Here is a 15813-nt window from a genome sequence, read left to right as displayed (position 1 = left end):
GTGAAATGGAGAAAAACACGGATATTTTTGGATTTAATTTTAATAATTATAGTGATTTTTATATCAATAGAGTCTAATAAAAATGTAAATGCTATTTCTGTAAACATATATGAACATCCTATATATTCTGTTGATATAGAAGAAAAAGCAATTAGTTTAACTTTTGATATAAATTGGGCAGAAAAGGATAATCTTCAAAGCATATTACAAATATTAGATAAATACAATATAAAAGGAACATTTTTTATAATGGGGGGATGGGTTGATTATAACAGTGAAAATGTTGAAAAACTAAAAGCTATTAAAGAAGGGGGGCATGAAATAGGTAACCATAGTTATAAACATCCTGATTTTGCAAAGATAAGTGAATCAAAAATAGAAGAACAACTTAAAAAGACAGATGAAACTATAGAAAATAACATAGGAGAAAGAACTAAGCTTTTTAGATTCCCTAGTGGATCATATAATAAACAAGCAATTCAGAAAGTAAAAAGTTTAGGATATATTCCAATTCAATGGAATGTAGATTCGGTTGATTGGAAAGAAGTAGGGCAAGAAAATGAATATAATAGGGTTATGAAAGGGGTAGCTCCAGGGGCAATATTACTTTTTCATAATAATGCAAAATATACTCCAAACAATTTGGAGAGAATTATAAAAGAGTTAAAAACTCAAGGATATGAATTTAAAACAGTAGGGAATTTAATATATTCTGATGAATATTATATAGACGAAAATGGTATTCAGCATAAAAATAAATAATAAAGATTGAAAATAAACCAGTATTTGTATTATAATGGTAATAAGTGCTAGTGGGAGTACTGTTTACCAAATTATTAACAGTAGAGAGAGGGGTAACAATGGATAATTTAATGTTAAATAACAAGATTTATCTAGAAGGTAAAATAGCGTCTGGATTAGAATATAGCCATGAAATGTATGGAGAGGGTTTTTATACTTTTAATTTAGATGTTATGAGATTAAGTGATTCAGTTGATAGGTTAAATATAACTATATCAGAAAGATTAATTGCAAATATTGATTTAAGTATTGGAACAGAAGTTATTGTTGATGGTCAATTAAGATCATATAACAAATTTATAGATGGATCTAATAAACTTATACTTACCGTTTTTGCAAGAAATATAGAGCCATGCCTAGAAAGAAGTAAAAACCCAAATGAAATATTTTTAGATGGTTATATTTGCAAAGAACCAGTTTACAGAACAACACCTTTTGGACGTGAAATTGCAGATGTATTGCTTGCTGTAAATAGAGCGTACAATAAATCTGATTATATTCCAACAATTGCATGGGGAAGAAATTCAAGATTTTGTCAAAGTTTAAGTGTTGGAGATAATATAAGAGTATGGGGTAGAGTTCAAAGCAGAGAATATCAAAAGAAAGTTTCTGATACTGAAACTATAAAGAAAATTGCTTATGAAGTATCTATATCTAAAATGGAAAAAGTAGAAGGTGATAATTCTTCAAACGAAGAAGGTGCAGTTTAAAGCAATAATTTATATATATAGGTTCTGTTTAAGCAATCAGTTTATATGTACAAGCAAAGTTAGACAAGTATAAACACTGATTTAAAACAGAGCCTATAAATGAAAAGAGGATTTCTATTAAGAAATCCTCTTTTCATATGTATTATTTTCTTAAATCATCTAATAGTTGAGTTTTACCTTTTGTTTTATCATCAACTGATTTAATTATTTTTGCTGGAGAACCAGCAACAACAACACCTTCAGGAACATCTTCTGCAACAACAGAACCAGCTGCAACAACAGATCCAGCGCCAATCTTAACTCCTTCTAAGATAACAGAGTTAGCACCGATTAAAACATTATCGCCTACTGTACAAGGTTCTTTGCTTGGTGGCTCTAGAACACCAGCAACAACAGCACCGGCACCAAGGTGAACATTTTTACCTAGCTTACCACGAGCACCGATTACAGCGTTCATATCTACCATAGTGCCATCACCAATTTCAGCACCAATGTTTATTACGGCGCCCATCATTACTACAGCATTTTTTCCTATAGTTACTTTATCTCTAATAATAGCACCAGGCTCTATTCTAGCATCTACTTCAAGTAAATCAAGCATGGGAATAGCAGAGTTTCTTCTATCATTTTCTAATCTAAAATGTTTTATAAGATGTTTATTATCTAAAATGATTTTTGCAACTAAATCAGATTCTCCTATTAGTATGTAAAAACCATTTGCACCATACCATTCAATGTCATCCATTAAAGCTTCGCTTAAATCTCCGTTAACATATACTTTAACAGGAGTAGATTTTTTTGATTCTTTAATAAATCTAGCAATTTCATAAGGATCTGTTAAATTATAAGACAAGTGTATCATCCTTTCATTAATTAAAATTACTTTAATTATAATAAAAAAATAAGAAAAATGAAAGAGAAAGATTTAAAACAGGAAAGTTTGAATACTATTATTTAATAATGTAAAATGATTTATAATAAAGTAATAGGTATACTATATTATATATAGTAGCAATATTTTAATAAGTAATAATACGTATTCATTTAAAATAAAAATAAAAAGGGAGAGTAACAATGAACAATAGGGTGAAAAAAATACAAATTTCGGGAATAAGAAGATTTTATGAAAAAGTTCAGAAGGTTGAAGGTGCAATATCATTAACAATAGGGCAACCTGATTTTAATGTTCCAGTTGATATAAAAAAGGCAATGATAGCTGCAATAGAAGAAGATAAAACTACATATACGTCTAACTGCGGTATTGAACCTTTAAGAGAAGAAATAAGTAACTACTTAAAAAAATTTAATATTAACTATAAAAAAGAAGAAATATTAATAACTGTTGGTGGGAGTGAAGGATTATATTCAGTATTATCTGCAGTTATTAATGAAGGCGATAAAATATTAATACCATCTCCTGCATATCCAGCTTATGAAAGCATATCTAATATAATAGGGGCAGATGTAATAAATTATTCTTTAAATGATGATTTTACATTAAATATAGATGAAATTAGAAAAAATATAAAAGCGCAAAATGTTAAATATTTATTAATTTCTTTTCCATCTAATCCAACTGGGACAATATTATCTAAAGAAAATAAGAATGAGTTAATAAAACTTATAAAAGAAAATGATATTACTGTAATAACTGATGAGATGTATTCAGCTATAATATTTGATGAATATTATTCTGTTGCTCAAGATGATGAAGTATTAGAAAAAGTTATATATGTAAATGGGTTTTCAAAAATATTTTCTATGACTGGACTTAGAATAGGGTATGTTGCATGTAAAAGTAAGTTTATGAAAGAGATAATGAAAGTACATCAATATGCTGTTTCTTGTGCACCATCTATAGTACAATGGGGAGCTTTGGAAGGATTAAAAAAATCACTTGGTGATGTTGAAGAAATGAGAAAATCTTTTGAATTAAGAAAAAAATATTGTATCAAAAGATTAAATGATATTGGAATAGATTTTATTGAACCTAAAGGAGCATTTTATATATTTCCATCAATTAAGAAGTTTAATATGACATCAGAAGAATTTTGTACTAGACTTTTAAACGAAGAAAAATTAGCTTGTGTTCCAGGAGATGCTTTTGGAAAACTTGGAGAAGGATATATGAGAATATCTTATTGTTATAGCGAAGAGGTTTTATGCCAGGCTTTTGATAGATTGGAGAAATTTATAAAAAAATTGTCTAAATAATTTAAAATTTAAATAGCAATAAGGTTTTTATGTATATAAAATAAATTACTTGAATAGAGACTTTATTGTAAGTTAAACAAGTAGTTATAGTTGTATAAAAGAATTTAATTAAGGTTAATACCTTTATATAAAATATAATTAGAAGCATTTAATATTTATACTCGGTTATTAATTGTAAATATTAAATGCTTTTTTAAAATATACTAAATTATCAAAATAAACTGAAAGAAACACCGAATATAAGGAAAAAATAAAATAATAATATGATTTATTAATAAATTCGTATTATTAATGTGTTAATTAATAACGGCAAAAAAAGAAGAATGTTTGACAAAAACATAAAATATTATATAATTTAATAAATATTAATAAATAAAAATTAAAAAATGATATTAATGAGTTGCAATGATAGCGCTATTATGTCGTTTATAAAAATAAGGGGGATAATATAATTATGAAAAAAAACAAACTTAAAAAGTTGCTTACTGTAACTTTAGCTTTAACTTTAGGATTATCAGTTTTAGCAGGGTGTGGTAAATCAGGTGCCAATCAAACGAAAGCAGATGGACAAGTTATGACTTACAACTTGAATGCAGATCCCAAGACTTTAGATCCTGCTTTAAATAATGCAGTTGATGGGGCAATAATGTTAGTAAATACATTTGAGGGATTATGCAAACTGGATGAAAATAATAAAGCTATTCCAGGTATAGCAGAAAAGTGGGATATTTCAGATGATGGAACAGTTTATACATTCCATTTAAGAGATAGTGAATGGTCAAATGGAGAGCCTGTTACAGCTCAAGATTTTGAATTTGCATGGAAAAGAGTGTTAAACCCACAAACAGCTGCAGAATATGCGTATCAAATGAGTTACTTAAATAATGCAAATGAATACAATCAAAGTAAAGACCTTAACGGAGATGGAAAAATAGCTACAGCAGATGATGTTGGTGTTAAAGCTATTGATGATAAAACATTAGAAGTAACTTTAAATGAAGAATGTCCTTATTTCTTAGAATTAACAGCATTTCCATGTTACTTCCCAGTTAATAAGGCTTTAGTTGAATCAAATCCAACTTGGGCAAATAGTGCTGAAACATATGTATCAAATGGTCCTTTTAAAATGACTAAGTATGCAATGAAAGATGAAATAGTATTAGAAAAAAATGAAAATTATTATGACACAAAAGATGTTAAATTAGACAAACTTAATGTGAAATTAGTTACAGAGGAAACTTCTGCTTGGGCAAGTTATCAATCAGGTCAATTTGATATGGTAGACGTTGTTCCACTATCAGAAATTCAAACAGCCGTTGAAGATGGAAGTGCTAAAATATTTGAACAATTAGGAACTTATTTCTATTGTGTTAATGTATCTGAAAAAGCTAAAACTGTAGATCCAGAAGCTGCTAAGGCATTATCTGATGCAAGAGTAAGAAAAGCATTAACATTAGCTATTGATAGACCTTCATTAGTTGAAAATGTTACAAAAGCTGAACAAATACCAGCATATAGTTTTGTACCAGAAGGTATATTAGATAAAGATGGAAAAGATTTTGCAAGTAAACAATACTTTAAGCCAGAAGGTGATATTGAGGAAGCTAAGAAATTATTAGCTGAAGCAGGATATCCAAATGGTGAAGGCTTCCCAGCGATAGTATTAACATTTAACCCAGAAAGTGGTCATGGAACTATTGCTCAAGCTGTACAAGATATGTGGAAAAATAACTTAGGTATAAACGTAGAACTTCAAAGTCAAGAATGGAAAGTATTCCAAACAACTAGAGATAATAAGGACTATTTAATTGCTAGACATGGATGGATTGGTGATTATGTTGATCCAATGACATTCTTAGAAATGTGGACTAGTACTTCAGGACAAAATAATGCAGGATACAATAATCCTAAATATGATGAATTAATAAAGGCTTCAAAGACAGAAAAAGATGAAGCTAAGAGAATGGAAATATTGCATCAAGCTGAAGATATATTAATGGAAGATATGCCAATAATACCAGTTTACTATTATACTCAAGCTAAAGGTATAAAAGATTATGTTAAAGATGTTAGAGTATCACCATTAGGTTTTATATATTTTGATAAAGCTTATATAGACGGAAAGTAGTTTTATTATTAAAATTGCTTCAAATGTATATGGATTATAATTCATATACATTCTGAAGCAATTTTTAATTACTATAAAACTGTAAATGTCGAATTATTTTATATAAGTTGTATTCATTTATATAGATTTTAAAAATATAGTAGTTTATTATTTAACAATAAATTTACATATAACTGCAATGTATTTAATTTTGTAGAACATCAATACTTTTTATGGAAATTAATTAGAAAAAAGTAACTTTATTGATAATATATCAAATAGAAAACATATATATTAATATAAAAATAAAAAAAAGGATTTATGTAGAGTGTATTGATAAAAAAAAGCATAAAAATATATACAATTAACATTTGAAAATACAAGTGTTTTTGAATGAAACACAGGGCTAAGGGTGTATGAAGTATGTGGATAAAGATTACTACATTATTAATTAATCAATACAAATGGTTCTAATTTATTGACAAAAATTAATATTATTATATAATTATTAAATAAATTGATATGAATGTATATATCGAATTTTGTAAAAAGGGAGAGGAAAAAATGCTAAAATACATTGGAAAAAGATTATTAGCAAGTATATTAACAATATGGGTTGTCATAACTTTAACATTCTTCCTTATGAGACTTATGCCGGGTGGACCTTTTGATAGTGAAAAATTAACACCTGAAATTAAAGCTAATATGGAAGCAAAATATGGAATGGACAAACCATTAGGAGAGCAATATGCATTGTATATGAAAAACCTAGTTAAAGGGGATCTTGGTGAATCAATGGTATTTAAAGGAAGAAGAGTATCAGAAACAATATCATATTCATTCCCAGCATCTGCGAAAATTGGTTTAGTGAGTGTGGCTTCATCAGTTCTTGTAGGAGTAGGATTAGGGATAGTAGCAGCATTAAAAAAAGGTACATGGGCAGATTCGCTTATTATGCTCTTAGTTACTTTAGGAATTACTATACCAAGTTTTGTAATAGGAGCTGTATTAATTTACTTCTTAACTGTTGAGCTTAGATTATTACCAGCAACAGGATTTAGTAGTTGGAAGCACTATATAATGCCAGTAATAGCATTATCACTAGGATCAATGGCTTTTATTACAAGACTTACAAGAAACAAATTATTGGATGTGTTGAAATCTGATTATATAAGAACAGCAAAAGCTAAAGGACTAAGTAAAAGAAAAGTTATATTAAAACATGCACTTAGAAATTCATTAATACCAATAGTAACTTATGTTGGACCATTAATAGCAAGTATTTTAACTGGTAGTTTCGTTGTAGAAAAGATATTTGCAATTCCTGGATTAGGTAATGAATTTGTTCAATCAGTTACAAATAGAGATTACACTATGTTGCTTGGAGTTACAGTATTTTTTTGTACTTTACTTATAATGTTCAACTTCATAGTTGATATTATGTATGTAGTAATTGATCCAAGAATAAAATTAGAGGATGCAGAAGTTTAGTAAAGGGGAGAAAAAAGCATGGAACGAGAAATAAATTTAAAAAAGGACTTATTTACTCCTCTGACTGAAGATGAAAAAAAGATAGAGGTTATTGTAAGACCGAGTATTGGGTATTGGAAAGATGCATGGAATAGATTAAAGAAAAACAAAATGGCAATTATATCTTTATTAGCAATAATAATAATAATGTTAGCCGCAATTTTTGTTCCAATGACATCAAAATATTCTTATGATCAAAATATGTTATCACAAGTTAATTTAAAGCCATCAGGGGAACATTGGTTTGGAACAGACCAATTAGGAAGAGATATATTCGTAAGAGTATTCTTTGGAGCTAGATATTCATTAATAATTGGTGTGGCAGCAGCATTTATTAACTTATTTATTGGTGTATTATATGGTGGTATATCAGGATTTTGTGGTGGAAAAATAGATAATTTAATGATGAGAATCGTTGATGTATTATATTCAATTCCATTAATCATATATGTAATAATTTTAATGACTATATTAAATAAGCCAGGAAGTGGCGGAAGTGGTCTTTCAACTATTGTATTAGCACTTTCAATATCTTATTGGATTGGAATGGCAAGAATAGTAAGAGGGGACGTTTTACAATTAAAACAACAAGAATTTGTTCTTGCAGCAAAAGCTTTAGGAGCATCTAATACTAGAATTTTAATAAGGCACTTAATACCAAATTGTATTGGTTCAATAATGGTTACAATGACATTACTTATACCTCAAGCTATATTTACAGAAGCATTTTTAAGCTTTATAGGATTAGGACTTGTTCCTCCTAAAGCATCATTAGGTACTTTAGCTAATGAAGCAATGAAAGCAATATATCAATATCCTTATCAATTGCTATTCCCAGCATTAGCAATTTGTTTAATAATACTAGCATTTAATCTTTTCGGAGATGGATTAAGTGAAGCACTAGATCCTAAGAATAAGAGATAGGGGGAAGATATAATGGAAAAATTATTAGAAGTAAAAGATTTAAAAACTTCCTTTAAAACTAATGTAGGAGAAGTGCATGCAGTAAGAGGTGTATCTTTTTACTTAGATAAAGGGGAAGCTTTAGGTATAGTTGGAGAATCAGGTTGTGGTAAAAGTGTTACGATGATGTCAATTATGAGACTACTTGCTGATAATGGAAGATTAGCAGGTGGAGAAATTAAATTTGATGGTAAAGATTTATCTAATATAAAAGAATCAGAAATGGAAAGTATAAGGGGAAATGATATCGGAATGATATTCCAAGATCCTATGACATCATTAAACCCTGTTTATACTATAGGAGACCAATTAACAGAACCATTAATGAAACATACTGGTATGAGTAGATCAGAAGCTAAAAAAGAAGCTATAAAAATGCTTAAATTAGTAGGAATACCGAGCCCAGAAAAAAGAATAAAACAATATCCACATGAATTTTCAGGTGGTATGAGACAAAGAGCTATGATTGCAATGAGTTTAATTTGTGAACCAAAACTTATAATTGCTGATGAACCAACAACAGCATTAGATGTTACAATTCAAGCACAAATTTTAGATTTAATGAAGGATTTAAAAGAAAAGCTTAATACTTCTATTATATTAATTACTCATGATTTAGGAGTTGTTGCTGATCTTTGTTCAAGAATTAATGTAATGTATGGTGGAATAATAGTAGAAACAGGAACTACAGAAGATATATTTTATAGGGGAAAACATCCTTATACTTGGGGATTATTAAGAAGTGTTCCAAATCCTAAGGAAAATTCTAACGAAAAACTTAAGCCAATTGAAGGACAACCACCAGATTTATTAAAACCTCCAGTAGGATGTCCATTTGCAGCAAGATGCGAATATGCAATGAGAGTCTGTCTGCAAAAGCAGCCTCCACAATTTGACATGGGAGAAAATCATAAGGTAGCATGCTGGTTATGTCATGAAGATGCACCGAGTGTAGAGTCACCTATAAAGAGGAGGGAAGAATAGTGGGAAAAGATAATGAAGTAATTTTAGAAGTAAAAGACTTATGTAAATACTTCCCTGCTAGCAAAGGCTTATTCAAAGGAAAAAGTTATGTTAAGGCTGTTGATAGAGTTTCTTTTACAATAAATAAAGGGGAAACTTTAGGACTAGTAGGAGAATCAGGTTGTGGTAAAACAACTACAGGAAGAACAATATTAAAATTATACAATCCAACAGCAGGAAAAATAATTTTTAAGGGAAAAGATATAACTGATTATTCTGTAAAAGATATGGTATCTTTAAGAAAAGACATGCAAATGATATTCCAAGATCCATATGCATCATTAGATCCAAGAATGACAGTAGGAGATATTATAGGAGAAGCTATTGACGTTCATGGATTATATAAAGGTGAAGAAAGAAATGATAGAATAAGAAGTCTTTTAACTAAAGTAGGTCTTGCAAGTGATCATATAAATAGATATCCACATGAATTTTCAGGTGGACAAAGACAAAGAATAGGTATTGCTAGAGCATTAGCAGTTCAACCATCTTTAATTATATGTGATGAACCAATATCTGCACTTGATGTTTCAATTCAAGCTCAAGTTATAAATATGCTTGAAGAACTTCAAGAAGAGTTAGGATTAACTTATCTTTTTATAGCACATGATCTTTCAATGGTTAAACATATATCAACTCATATTGGAGTTATGTATTTAGGAAGAATGGTTGAAAAAGGAGAAAGTAATGTGGTATACTCAGAGTCAATGCATCCATATACTCAAGCACTTCTTTCAGCAGTGCCAATACCTGACCCTAATGAAACTAAAAATAATCAAAGAATAATATTAGAAGGAGATATACCATCTCCAATTGATCCACCTCCAGGATGTAGATTTGAAGGTAGATGTAGATATGCTAAGCCAATTTGTAAAGAAATTGATCCTGAATTAAAAGAAGTTAAACCAGGACATTTTGTAGCATGTCATTTATATGATTAATAAATATCTTTAATTAGATAGTTATAATAAAATAGGATTATAAGTTTTCAGATGAAGCTAAAATGCTTCATCTGAAGCTTAAAGTCGCTATCTAGGGGTTTGCAATCGTTATCTTTTTCTTATTATGGGCATAAATAATGATTGTTAGCTACAAGATAAATTTGACAGAATTGTTAAGGGGGAAATTTTTAATGAAAAATAGTAAAATTAAAAAGTTATGTGCAATAACATTGGCATTAACTTTAGGTTTTTCAACTTTAGTAGGCTGTGGGGGGGAATCTAATAAGTCAGGTGAAAGCGGTCAAGTTTTGACTTATAATTTAGCAGCTGATCCAAAAACATTAGATCCAGCTTTAAATGCATCTCTTGATGGCGGAATAGTATTAGGAAATGTTTTTGAAGGATTATGTAAACTAGATAATAATGATAAAGCTATTCCAGGAATGGCAGAATCGTGGGATGTATCTAATGATGGAACTGTTTATACTTTTCATTTAAGAGATAGCAAGTGGTCAAATGGAGATCCTGTTAAAGCTAGTGATTTTGAATATGCATGGAAAAGAGTATTAAATCCAGAACTTGCTGCTGAATATGCATATCAAATGACATATATTAAAGGTGCAGATGGCTATAATAGAGGAAAATCTAGCGTGGACGATGTTGGAATTAAAGTAATTGACGATAAGACATTAGAAGTTATTTTAGCTCAACCATGTTCATACTTCTTAGAATTAACAGCATTTCCTTGCTATTTTCCAGTAAACAAGACTTTAGTTGAAGGAAATGGACAATGGGCAAATAAGGCGGAAACTTATGTTTCAAATGGTCCATTTAAAATAACTGATTACAAAATTAAAGATCAAATTGTATTAGAAAAAAATGAAAACTATTATTCAAAAGATACTGTTAAACTTGATAAAGTAAATGTTAAACTTGTTACAGAATTTACTTCAGCATGGGCAGGTTATCAATCAGGTGAGTTTGATATGGTAGATAAAGTTCCAACATCAGAAATAACATCTGCATTAGCTGATGGAAGTGCGCAATCATTTAAAACTTTAGCTAATTACTTCTATGTAGTAAATTTTGATGCAGCAAAAACAAGTGCGATTGATCCAAATGCTACAAAAGTATTACAAGATAAAAGAGTTAGAAAAGCTTTAAATCTTGCAATAGATAGAGAAGCCATTGTTGAAAATGTAACTAAAGGTGGAGAAACAGCTGCACATAGTTTTGTTACACCAGGAATTATAGAGGGAAATGGAAAAGATTTTGCTTCAAAAGAATACTTTAAACCACATGGTGATTTAGAAGAAGCTAAGAAATTATTAGCAGAAGCCGGATACCCAAATGGAGAAGGTTTTCCAACATTAGTATGTACCTTTAATCCTGAGGAACCAAATACTAATGTGGCTCAAGCTGTTCAAGATATGTGGAAGAATAATTTAGGTATAAATGTTCAACTTCAAAGTCAAGAATGGAAAGTATTCCAAACTACAAGAACTTCAGGTCAATATGAAATAGGAAGACATGGTTGGACTGGAGATTATGTAGATCCTATGACATTTTTAGAAATGTGGGAAAGTAATTCTGGAATGAACGTGGCTAAATATAAGAGTGAAGAATATGATAAATTAATAAATGCTGCAAAATCAGAACAAAATTCTGAAAAAAGATTTGAATTGCTTCATAAAGCTGAAGATATACTAATGGAAGATATGCCAATCCTGCCTTTATATTATAAAGTAGAAGTTAAGGGTATAAAGACATATGTAAAAGATGTTAGAGTATCACCACTTGGATTCGTATACTTTGACAAAGCATATATAGAAGGAAAATAAAATTTAAATAAAAAGTTATGTTTTTAAATATGTGCTGATATATGTAATAGGTAAAGTGGCATTGTAATTGGACTTTGAGAATTCTTAATGAGTATTGTCACATTTACTGCTTGTCAAAAGGTGAATGTCCAAATTTCATATTTGGTAACATGAACTTTCGCACAGTACAATTTTATATTGGGAACAAGCTAAAATGGGATTAGAGTTATTTTAGTATTCCTAAGTTCAATTACTCAGTCTACCTTTGCTTATGCATATCTCAACACTCTACTAAAATATAGACAAATAAAAAAGAGGAGATTTTAAAAATCTCCTCTTTTTTGAATTAAAATATCAATATAGTCTTATTTAGTTATACCTATAACATCATCCATAGTGTATAAACCAGGACTTGATATATGTCCCATGTATTCACAAGCTTTTAAAGCTCCGATAGCAAATACTTCTCTAGATATTGCTTTATGAGATAATTCAATTACCTCTCCAACTCCAGCAAATATTACATCGTGATCTCCAACTATAGAGCCACCTCTAATAGCATGAATTCCTATTTCATTCTCTTCTCTTTTAGATACGCCAGAACGTCCATAAATGAATTTTGTTTCTTCGTTTATAGAATCTTTTATTGTGTCTGCAAGTAATACAGCAGTACCACTAGGAGAATCTACCTTTTGATTATGATGTTTTTCTATGATTTCAATATCATAATTACCATAAAGAAGAGGTGTTACTTTTCTTAATAGAGAATTTATTAAATTTATTCCAAGAGACATATTAGCAGAACGGAATAATGGAAGAGTGTTACTTTTCTCTTCTATTAAAGCTAACTCTTCATTAGAAAATCCAGTTGAACAAATTACTAAAGGTTTTTTAGTCTTTTCAGTTACATCTAATAACCCTTTTAAAGCACCAGCTCTTGAAAAATCTAATAGTACATCATAATCTAAATCTAAATCTCCAGGAGTTTCATATATAGGATAAGATGTTTCGTAAGGAACTCTATCTATACCAGCAACAATTTGTAAATTATTAAATTTGCCAGCACATTCAGTTATGACTTTACCCATTTTGCCGCAGCAACCATTTAATACTATTTTTATCATTTAATCACCTTATATCAATTTATTTTCAGTTAAAATAATTTTTAATGTTTCTAAATTAGTATCTTCCATTTCACATAGTGGAAGTCTTAGTAAGCCAACTTCAAATCCCATAAGATTCATAGCTGTTTTTACGGGAATAGGATTCGTTTCAATAAATAAAGCATTTGTTAATTTCAACCTATTTAATTGAATATCTAATGCTTCATTAAATTTTCCTTCTAAACACTTTTTAGTAAGTGTATGAACTTCATTTGGTATAATATTAGCTAAAACAGATATAACTCCTTTACCACCAAGAGACATTATTGGAACTATTTCATCATCATTACCAGAATAGATATCTATTTTATCTTTACATAATGATTTCATTTCCATGATTTGGCTTATATTCCCACTAGCTTCTTTTATAGCAACTACATTATTTAATTCTGCTATTTGTACTAAAGCTTTAGGAGTTATATTTACACCTGTTCTACTTGGTACATTATAAAGAATTATAGGAATGTTTACAGAATCATTTACTGCTTTAAAATGCTTGAATAATCCTTTTTGAGAAGTTTTATTATAATAAGGAGTAATCACAAGTATAGCATCAACTCCAACACTCTCAGCATATCTACTCATTTCAATAGCAGATAGTGTATTATTTGAGCCTGTACCAGCAATTACTGGTATCCTTTTATTTATAATATCAACTGCAAATTTGATTACAGTTTTCTTTTCATTTTCTGTCATTGTAGTTGCTTCACCAGTAGTTCCACAAATAACAATAGAATCTGTTCCTTCTTTAACGTGCCATTCCAATAAATCCTTTAATTTATCATAATCTACTCCCTTATCATTAAAAGGAGTAACAATTGCTACACCTGAACCTTCAAATACTGACATTAAAATTCCTCCATTTTTAATTGTTAGATTGGATCATTATTTCAGCAATTTGAATAGCATTAAGAGCTGCCCCTTTTCTTATATTATCTCCAACAACCCATAGGTTTAAGCCATTATCAATACTAAAGTCCCTTCTGATTCTACCAACATAAACATCATCTTTTCCTGTCACTAAAAGAGGGGTAGGGTATTTTAATTCTCTTACATCATCATATACAGTTACACCATTAGTGTTTCTAAATAATTCAAAAATATCCTCTACTTCAAATGAAGAATTTAATTCTACATTTATGCTTTCACTATGTCCATTTAATACAGGAACTCTAGCAGTAGTAGCTGTTATTCTTAAATCAGGACAATGAAGAATTTTTCTTGTTTCATTAATCATTTTTTCCTCTTCTTTAGTGTATCCATTTTCTAAAAAGACATCTATATGAGGTAAAACATTACCTGCTATAGGGTATGGGAATTTTTTTGGTGCAATTCCTTTAACTCCATCTTCTAAATCCTTTATAGCTTGGATTCCAGCACCTGATACGGCTTGATAAGTTGAATATACTATTCTTTTAATTCCATATTGATCATTCAATGCTTTCACAATAGGCATAGCTTGTATAGTAGAACAGTTTGGATTAGCAATTATTCCTTTATGAAGTTTTATATCTTCAGGATTTACCTCTGGCACTACTAAAGGTACCTCTGGATCCATTCTCCAAGCACTACTATTATCAATTACTACAGCTCTATATGAAGCAAATATAGGTGCAAATTCTTTACTAGCATCTCCACCTGCTGAAAAAAGTGCATAGTCTATTTTTTTATTTTTTATATTCTTTTCGCATGTTTCCTCAACAATAAAATCCTTTCCTTTAAACTTTAAAGTTTTTCCCTCAGATCTCTTAGATGCAAAAAGATATAAATTTTTTACTGGAAAGTCTCTTTGTTCTAAAATTTCTAAAAATTTTTTTCCTACATTCCCAGTAGCCCCAACTATTGCGACATTATACACATTAATCCCTCCTAAATATTTTTATAAGTATAATTTATTATTAAAAAATTATCTAATATACAAATACTATAGTTAAATATAATGAAAATATCAAGTGCATGTATAAAATAAGTGAAAAATTTTCATATAATAGATATGTTTTATACATACTAATAGTATATTCGGAACATATTATTAGTGAATAATGAGATAAAACAAATTAAGAAAATAATATACACTTTATTAGATATTATATAGTCTTAATAATTTGTTTTTTGAAAGGAGTGCAGAACTATGAGTGGTACACCATTAAAAAAAATAATAAAATCAAAAATAAAATCTAATAAAGAACTTACTGAAGCAGAAAAAATGAGAGAAAAATTAAAATATGAAATTGCAGAAGAACTTGGATTAGGTGATAAAGTTGATAAAGAGGGCTGGGGTGGACTTTCAGCAGAAGAGACAGGGCGTATAGGTGGTCTGATGACAAAAAGAAAAAAAATACTTAATATGCCAACTAATAATCAAATATTACAAAATGCAATTTATAATAAAAAAATGTAAACTTTTTATGTAATATGTCTTTAGACATAGAAAAAATGCTAGTTGAATGAATGTAAAATTTTAGGGTATATTAAACTTGAAATTAGCAATATGCAAAGTAAGAAATATTATATTTAATATTAGGTGAACATTTACTACTA

General features: G+C 29.1%; 14 protein-coding genes. 10 read left to right on the top strand and 4 right to left on the bottom strand.

Features of this window, described 5'->3' with window-relative positions; genetic code table 11:
- Positions 1-762, top strand: coding sequence for a polysaccharide deacetylase family protein (locus RYM86_RS12660; RefSeq protein ID WP_315080894.1), 762 nt, complete (start codon positions 1-3; stop codon positions 760-762).
- A gap of 98 nt (positions 763-860) precedes the next feature.
- Entirely contained in the window at positions 861-1511 is a 651-nt protein-coding gene (locus RYM86_RS12655; RefSeq protein ID WP_315080892.1) for a single-stranded DNA-binding protein, read from the top strand.
- 142 nt (positions 1512-1653) lie between these two features.
- On the opposite strand, the gene dapD is transcribed toward RYM86_RS12655, so the two are convergent.
- A complete protein-coding gene (dapD, locus tag RYM86_RS12650; protein ID WP_315080891.1) occupies positions 1654-2364 on the bottom strand; it encodes a 2,3,4,5-tetrahydropyridine-2,6-dicarboxylate N-acetyltransferase in 711 nt (236 codons plus the stop codon).
- A gap of 221 nt (positions 2365-2585) precedes the next feature.
- Here dapD and RYM86_RS12645 point away from each other — a divergent pair, with 221 nt between their 5' ends.
- The 7 genes from RYM86_RS12645 to RYM86_RS12615 all read left to right on the top strand — a co-directional run bounded on the left by RYM86_RS12645 (position 2586) and on the right by RYM86_RS12615 (position 12130).
- Positions 2586-3725: an aminotransferase class I/II-fold pyridoxal phosphate-dependent enzyme gene (locus tag RYM86_RS12645; RefSeq protein WP_315080889.1), complete on the top strand. Its 1140-nt coding sequence runs from the start codon at positions 2586-2588 to the stop codon at positions 3723-3725.
- Between the two features lie 454 nt (positions 3726-4179).
- Positions 4180-5853 carry a peptide ABC transporter substrate-binding protein gene (locus RYM86_RS12640; protein ID WP_315080888.1) on the top strand — a complete coding sequence of 558 codons (1674 nt, stop codon included), beginning with the start codon at positions 4180-4182 and terminating at the stop codon, positions 5851-5853.
- A 543-nt stretch (positions 5854-6396) separates the two neighbouring features.
- On the top strand, positions 6397-7323 hold the full coding sequence (locus RYM86_RS12635; protein WP_012424500.1) for an ABC transporter permease: 927 nt from the start codon (positions 6397-6399) through the stop codon (positions 7321-7323).
- An 18-nt stretch (positions 7324-7341) separates the two neighbouring features.
- Positions 7342-8286 (top strand): ABC transporter permease, encoded by a 945-nt coding sequence (locus RYM86_RS12630; protein WP_315080886.1) that lies wholly within the window; start codon positions 7342-7344, stop codon positions 8284-8286.
- A 12-nt stretch (positions 8287-8298) separates the two neighbouring features.
- The gene (locus RYM86_RS12625) at positions 8299-9309 is read left to right on the top strand and encodes an ABC transporter ATP-binding protein (protein ID WP_315080884.1); all 1011 of its coding nucleotides are present in this window, start codon (positions 8299-8301) and stop codon (positions 9307-9309) included.
- Positions 9309-10289, top strand: coding sequence for a dipeptide ABC transporter ATP-binding protein (locus tag RYM86_RS12620; protein ID WP_315080883.1), 981 nt, complete (start codon positions 9309-9311; stop codon positions 10287-10289). Before RYM86_RS12625 ends, RYM86_RS12620 begins: the two co-directional genes overlap by 1 nt.
- Before the next feature lie 191 nt (positions 10290-10480).
- Positions 10481-12130, top strand: a complete 1650-nt coding sequence (locus RYM86_RS12615; RefSeq protein ID WP_315080882.1) for a peptide ABC transporter substrate-binding protein — start codon at positions 10481-10483, stop codon at positions 12128-12130.
- 344 nt (positions 12131-12474) lie between these two features.
- Here RYM86_RS12615 and dapB read toward each other — a convergent pair whose 3' ends face one another.
- The 3 genes from dapB to RYM86_RS12600 are packed head-to-tail and all read right to left on the bottom strand — an operon-like array spanning position 12475 to position 15130.
- Complete coding sequence (dapB, locus tag RYM86_RS12610) at positions 12475-13233, bottom strand: 4-hydroxy-tetrahydrodipicolinate reductase (protein WP_315080880.1); 759 nt, start codon at positions 13231-13233, stop codon at positions 12475-12477.
- Positions 13234-13242: 9 nt separating this feature from the next.
- Complete coding sequence (gene dapA / locus RYM86_RS12605) at positions 13243-14121, bottom strand: 4-hydroxy-tetrahydrodipicolinate synthase (protein ID WP_315080878.1); 879 nt, start codon at positions 14119-14121, stop codon at positions 13243-13245.
- 16 nt (positions 14122-14137) lie between these two features.
- Positions 14138-15130 (bottom strand): aspartate-semialdehyde dehydrogenase, encoded by a 993-nt coding sequence (locus tag RYM86_RS12600; RefSeq protein ID WP_315080877.1) that lies wholly within the window; start codon positions 15128-15130, stop codon positions 14138-14140.
- A gap of 273 nt (positions 15131-15403) precedes the next feature.
- On the opposite strand from RYM86_RS12600, the gene RYM86_RS12595 reads away from it, so the two are divergent.
- Entirely contained in the window at positions 15404-15673 is a 270-nt protein-coding gene (locus RYM86_RS12595; RefSeq protein ID WP_315080876.1) for a small, acid-soluble spore protein, alpha/beta type, read from the top strand.
- The last annotated feature ends 140 nt before the right edge of the window (positions 15674-15813 follow it).

Source organism: uncultured Clostridium sp. (genome assembly GCF_963527835.1).
In the GTDB taxonomy this organism is placed as follows: domain Bacteria; phylum Bacillota; class Clostridia; order Clostridiales; family Clostridiaceae; genus Clostridium.
Note: the sequence above shows the minus strand (reverse complement) of the source record. Positions and strands in the feature narration are given on the sequence as shown.

Bases quoted from the DNA above. Each gene is read 5' to 3' on its own strand.
- RYM86_RS12655 (WP_315080892.1), top strand. From the start codon at position 861: ATGGATAATTTAATGTTAAATAACAAGATTTATCTAGAAGGTAAAATA.
- RYM86_RS12645 (WP_315080889.1), top strand. From the start codon at position 2,586: ATGAACAATAGGGTGAAAAAAATACAAATTTCGGGAATAAGAAGATTT.
- RYM86_RS12640 (WP_315080888.1), top strand. From the start codon at position 4,180: ATGAAAAAAAACAAACTTAAAAAGTTGCTTACTGTAACTTTAGCTTTA.
- RYM86_RS12635 (WP_012424500.1), top strand. From the start codon at position 6,397: ATGCTAAAATACATTGGAAAAAGATTATTAGCAAGTATATTAACAATA.
- RYM86_RS12630 (WP_315080886.1), top strand. From the start codon at position 7,342: ATGGAACGAGAAATAAATTTAAAAAAGGACTTATTTACTCCTCTGACT.
- RYM86_RS12625 (WP_315080884.1), top strand. From the start codon at position 8,299: ATGGAAAAATTATTAGAAGTAAAAGATTTAAAAACTTCCTTTAAAACT.
- RYM86_RS12615 (WP_315080882.1), top strand. From the start codon at position 10,481: ATGAAAAATAGTAAAATTAAAAAGTTATGTGCAATAACATTGGCATTA.
- dapB (WP_315080880.1), bottom strand. From the start codon at position 13,233: ATGATAAAAATAGTATTAAATGGTTGCTGCGGCAAAATGGGTAAAGTC.
- dapA (WP_315080878.1), bottom strand. From the start codon at position 14,121: ATGTCAGTATTTGAAGGTTCAGGTGTAGCAATTGTTACTCCTTTTAAT.
- RYM86_RS12595 (WP_315080876.1), top strand. From the start codon at position 15,404: ATGAGTGGTACACCATTAAAAAAAATAATAAAATCAAAAATAAAATCT.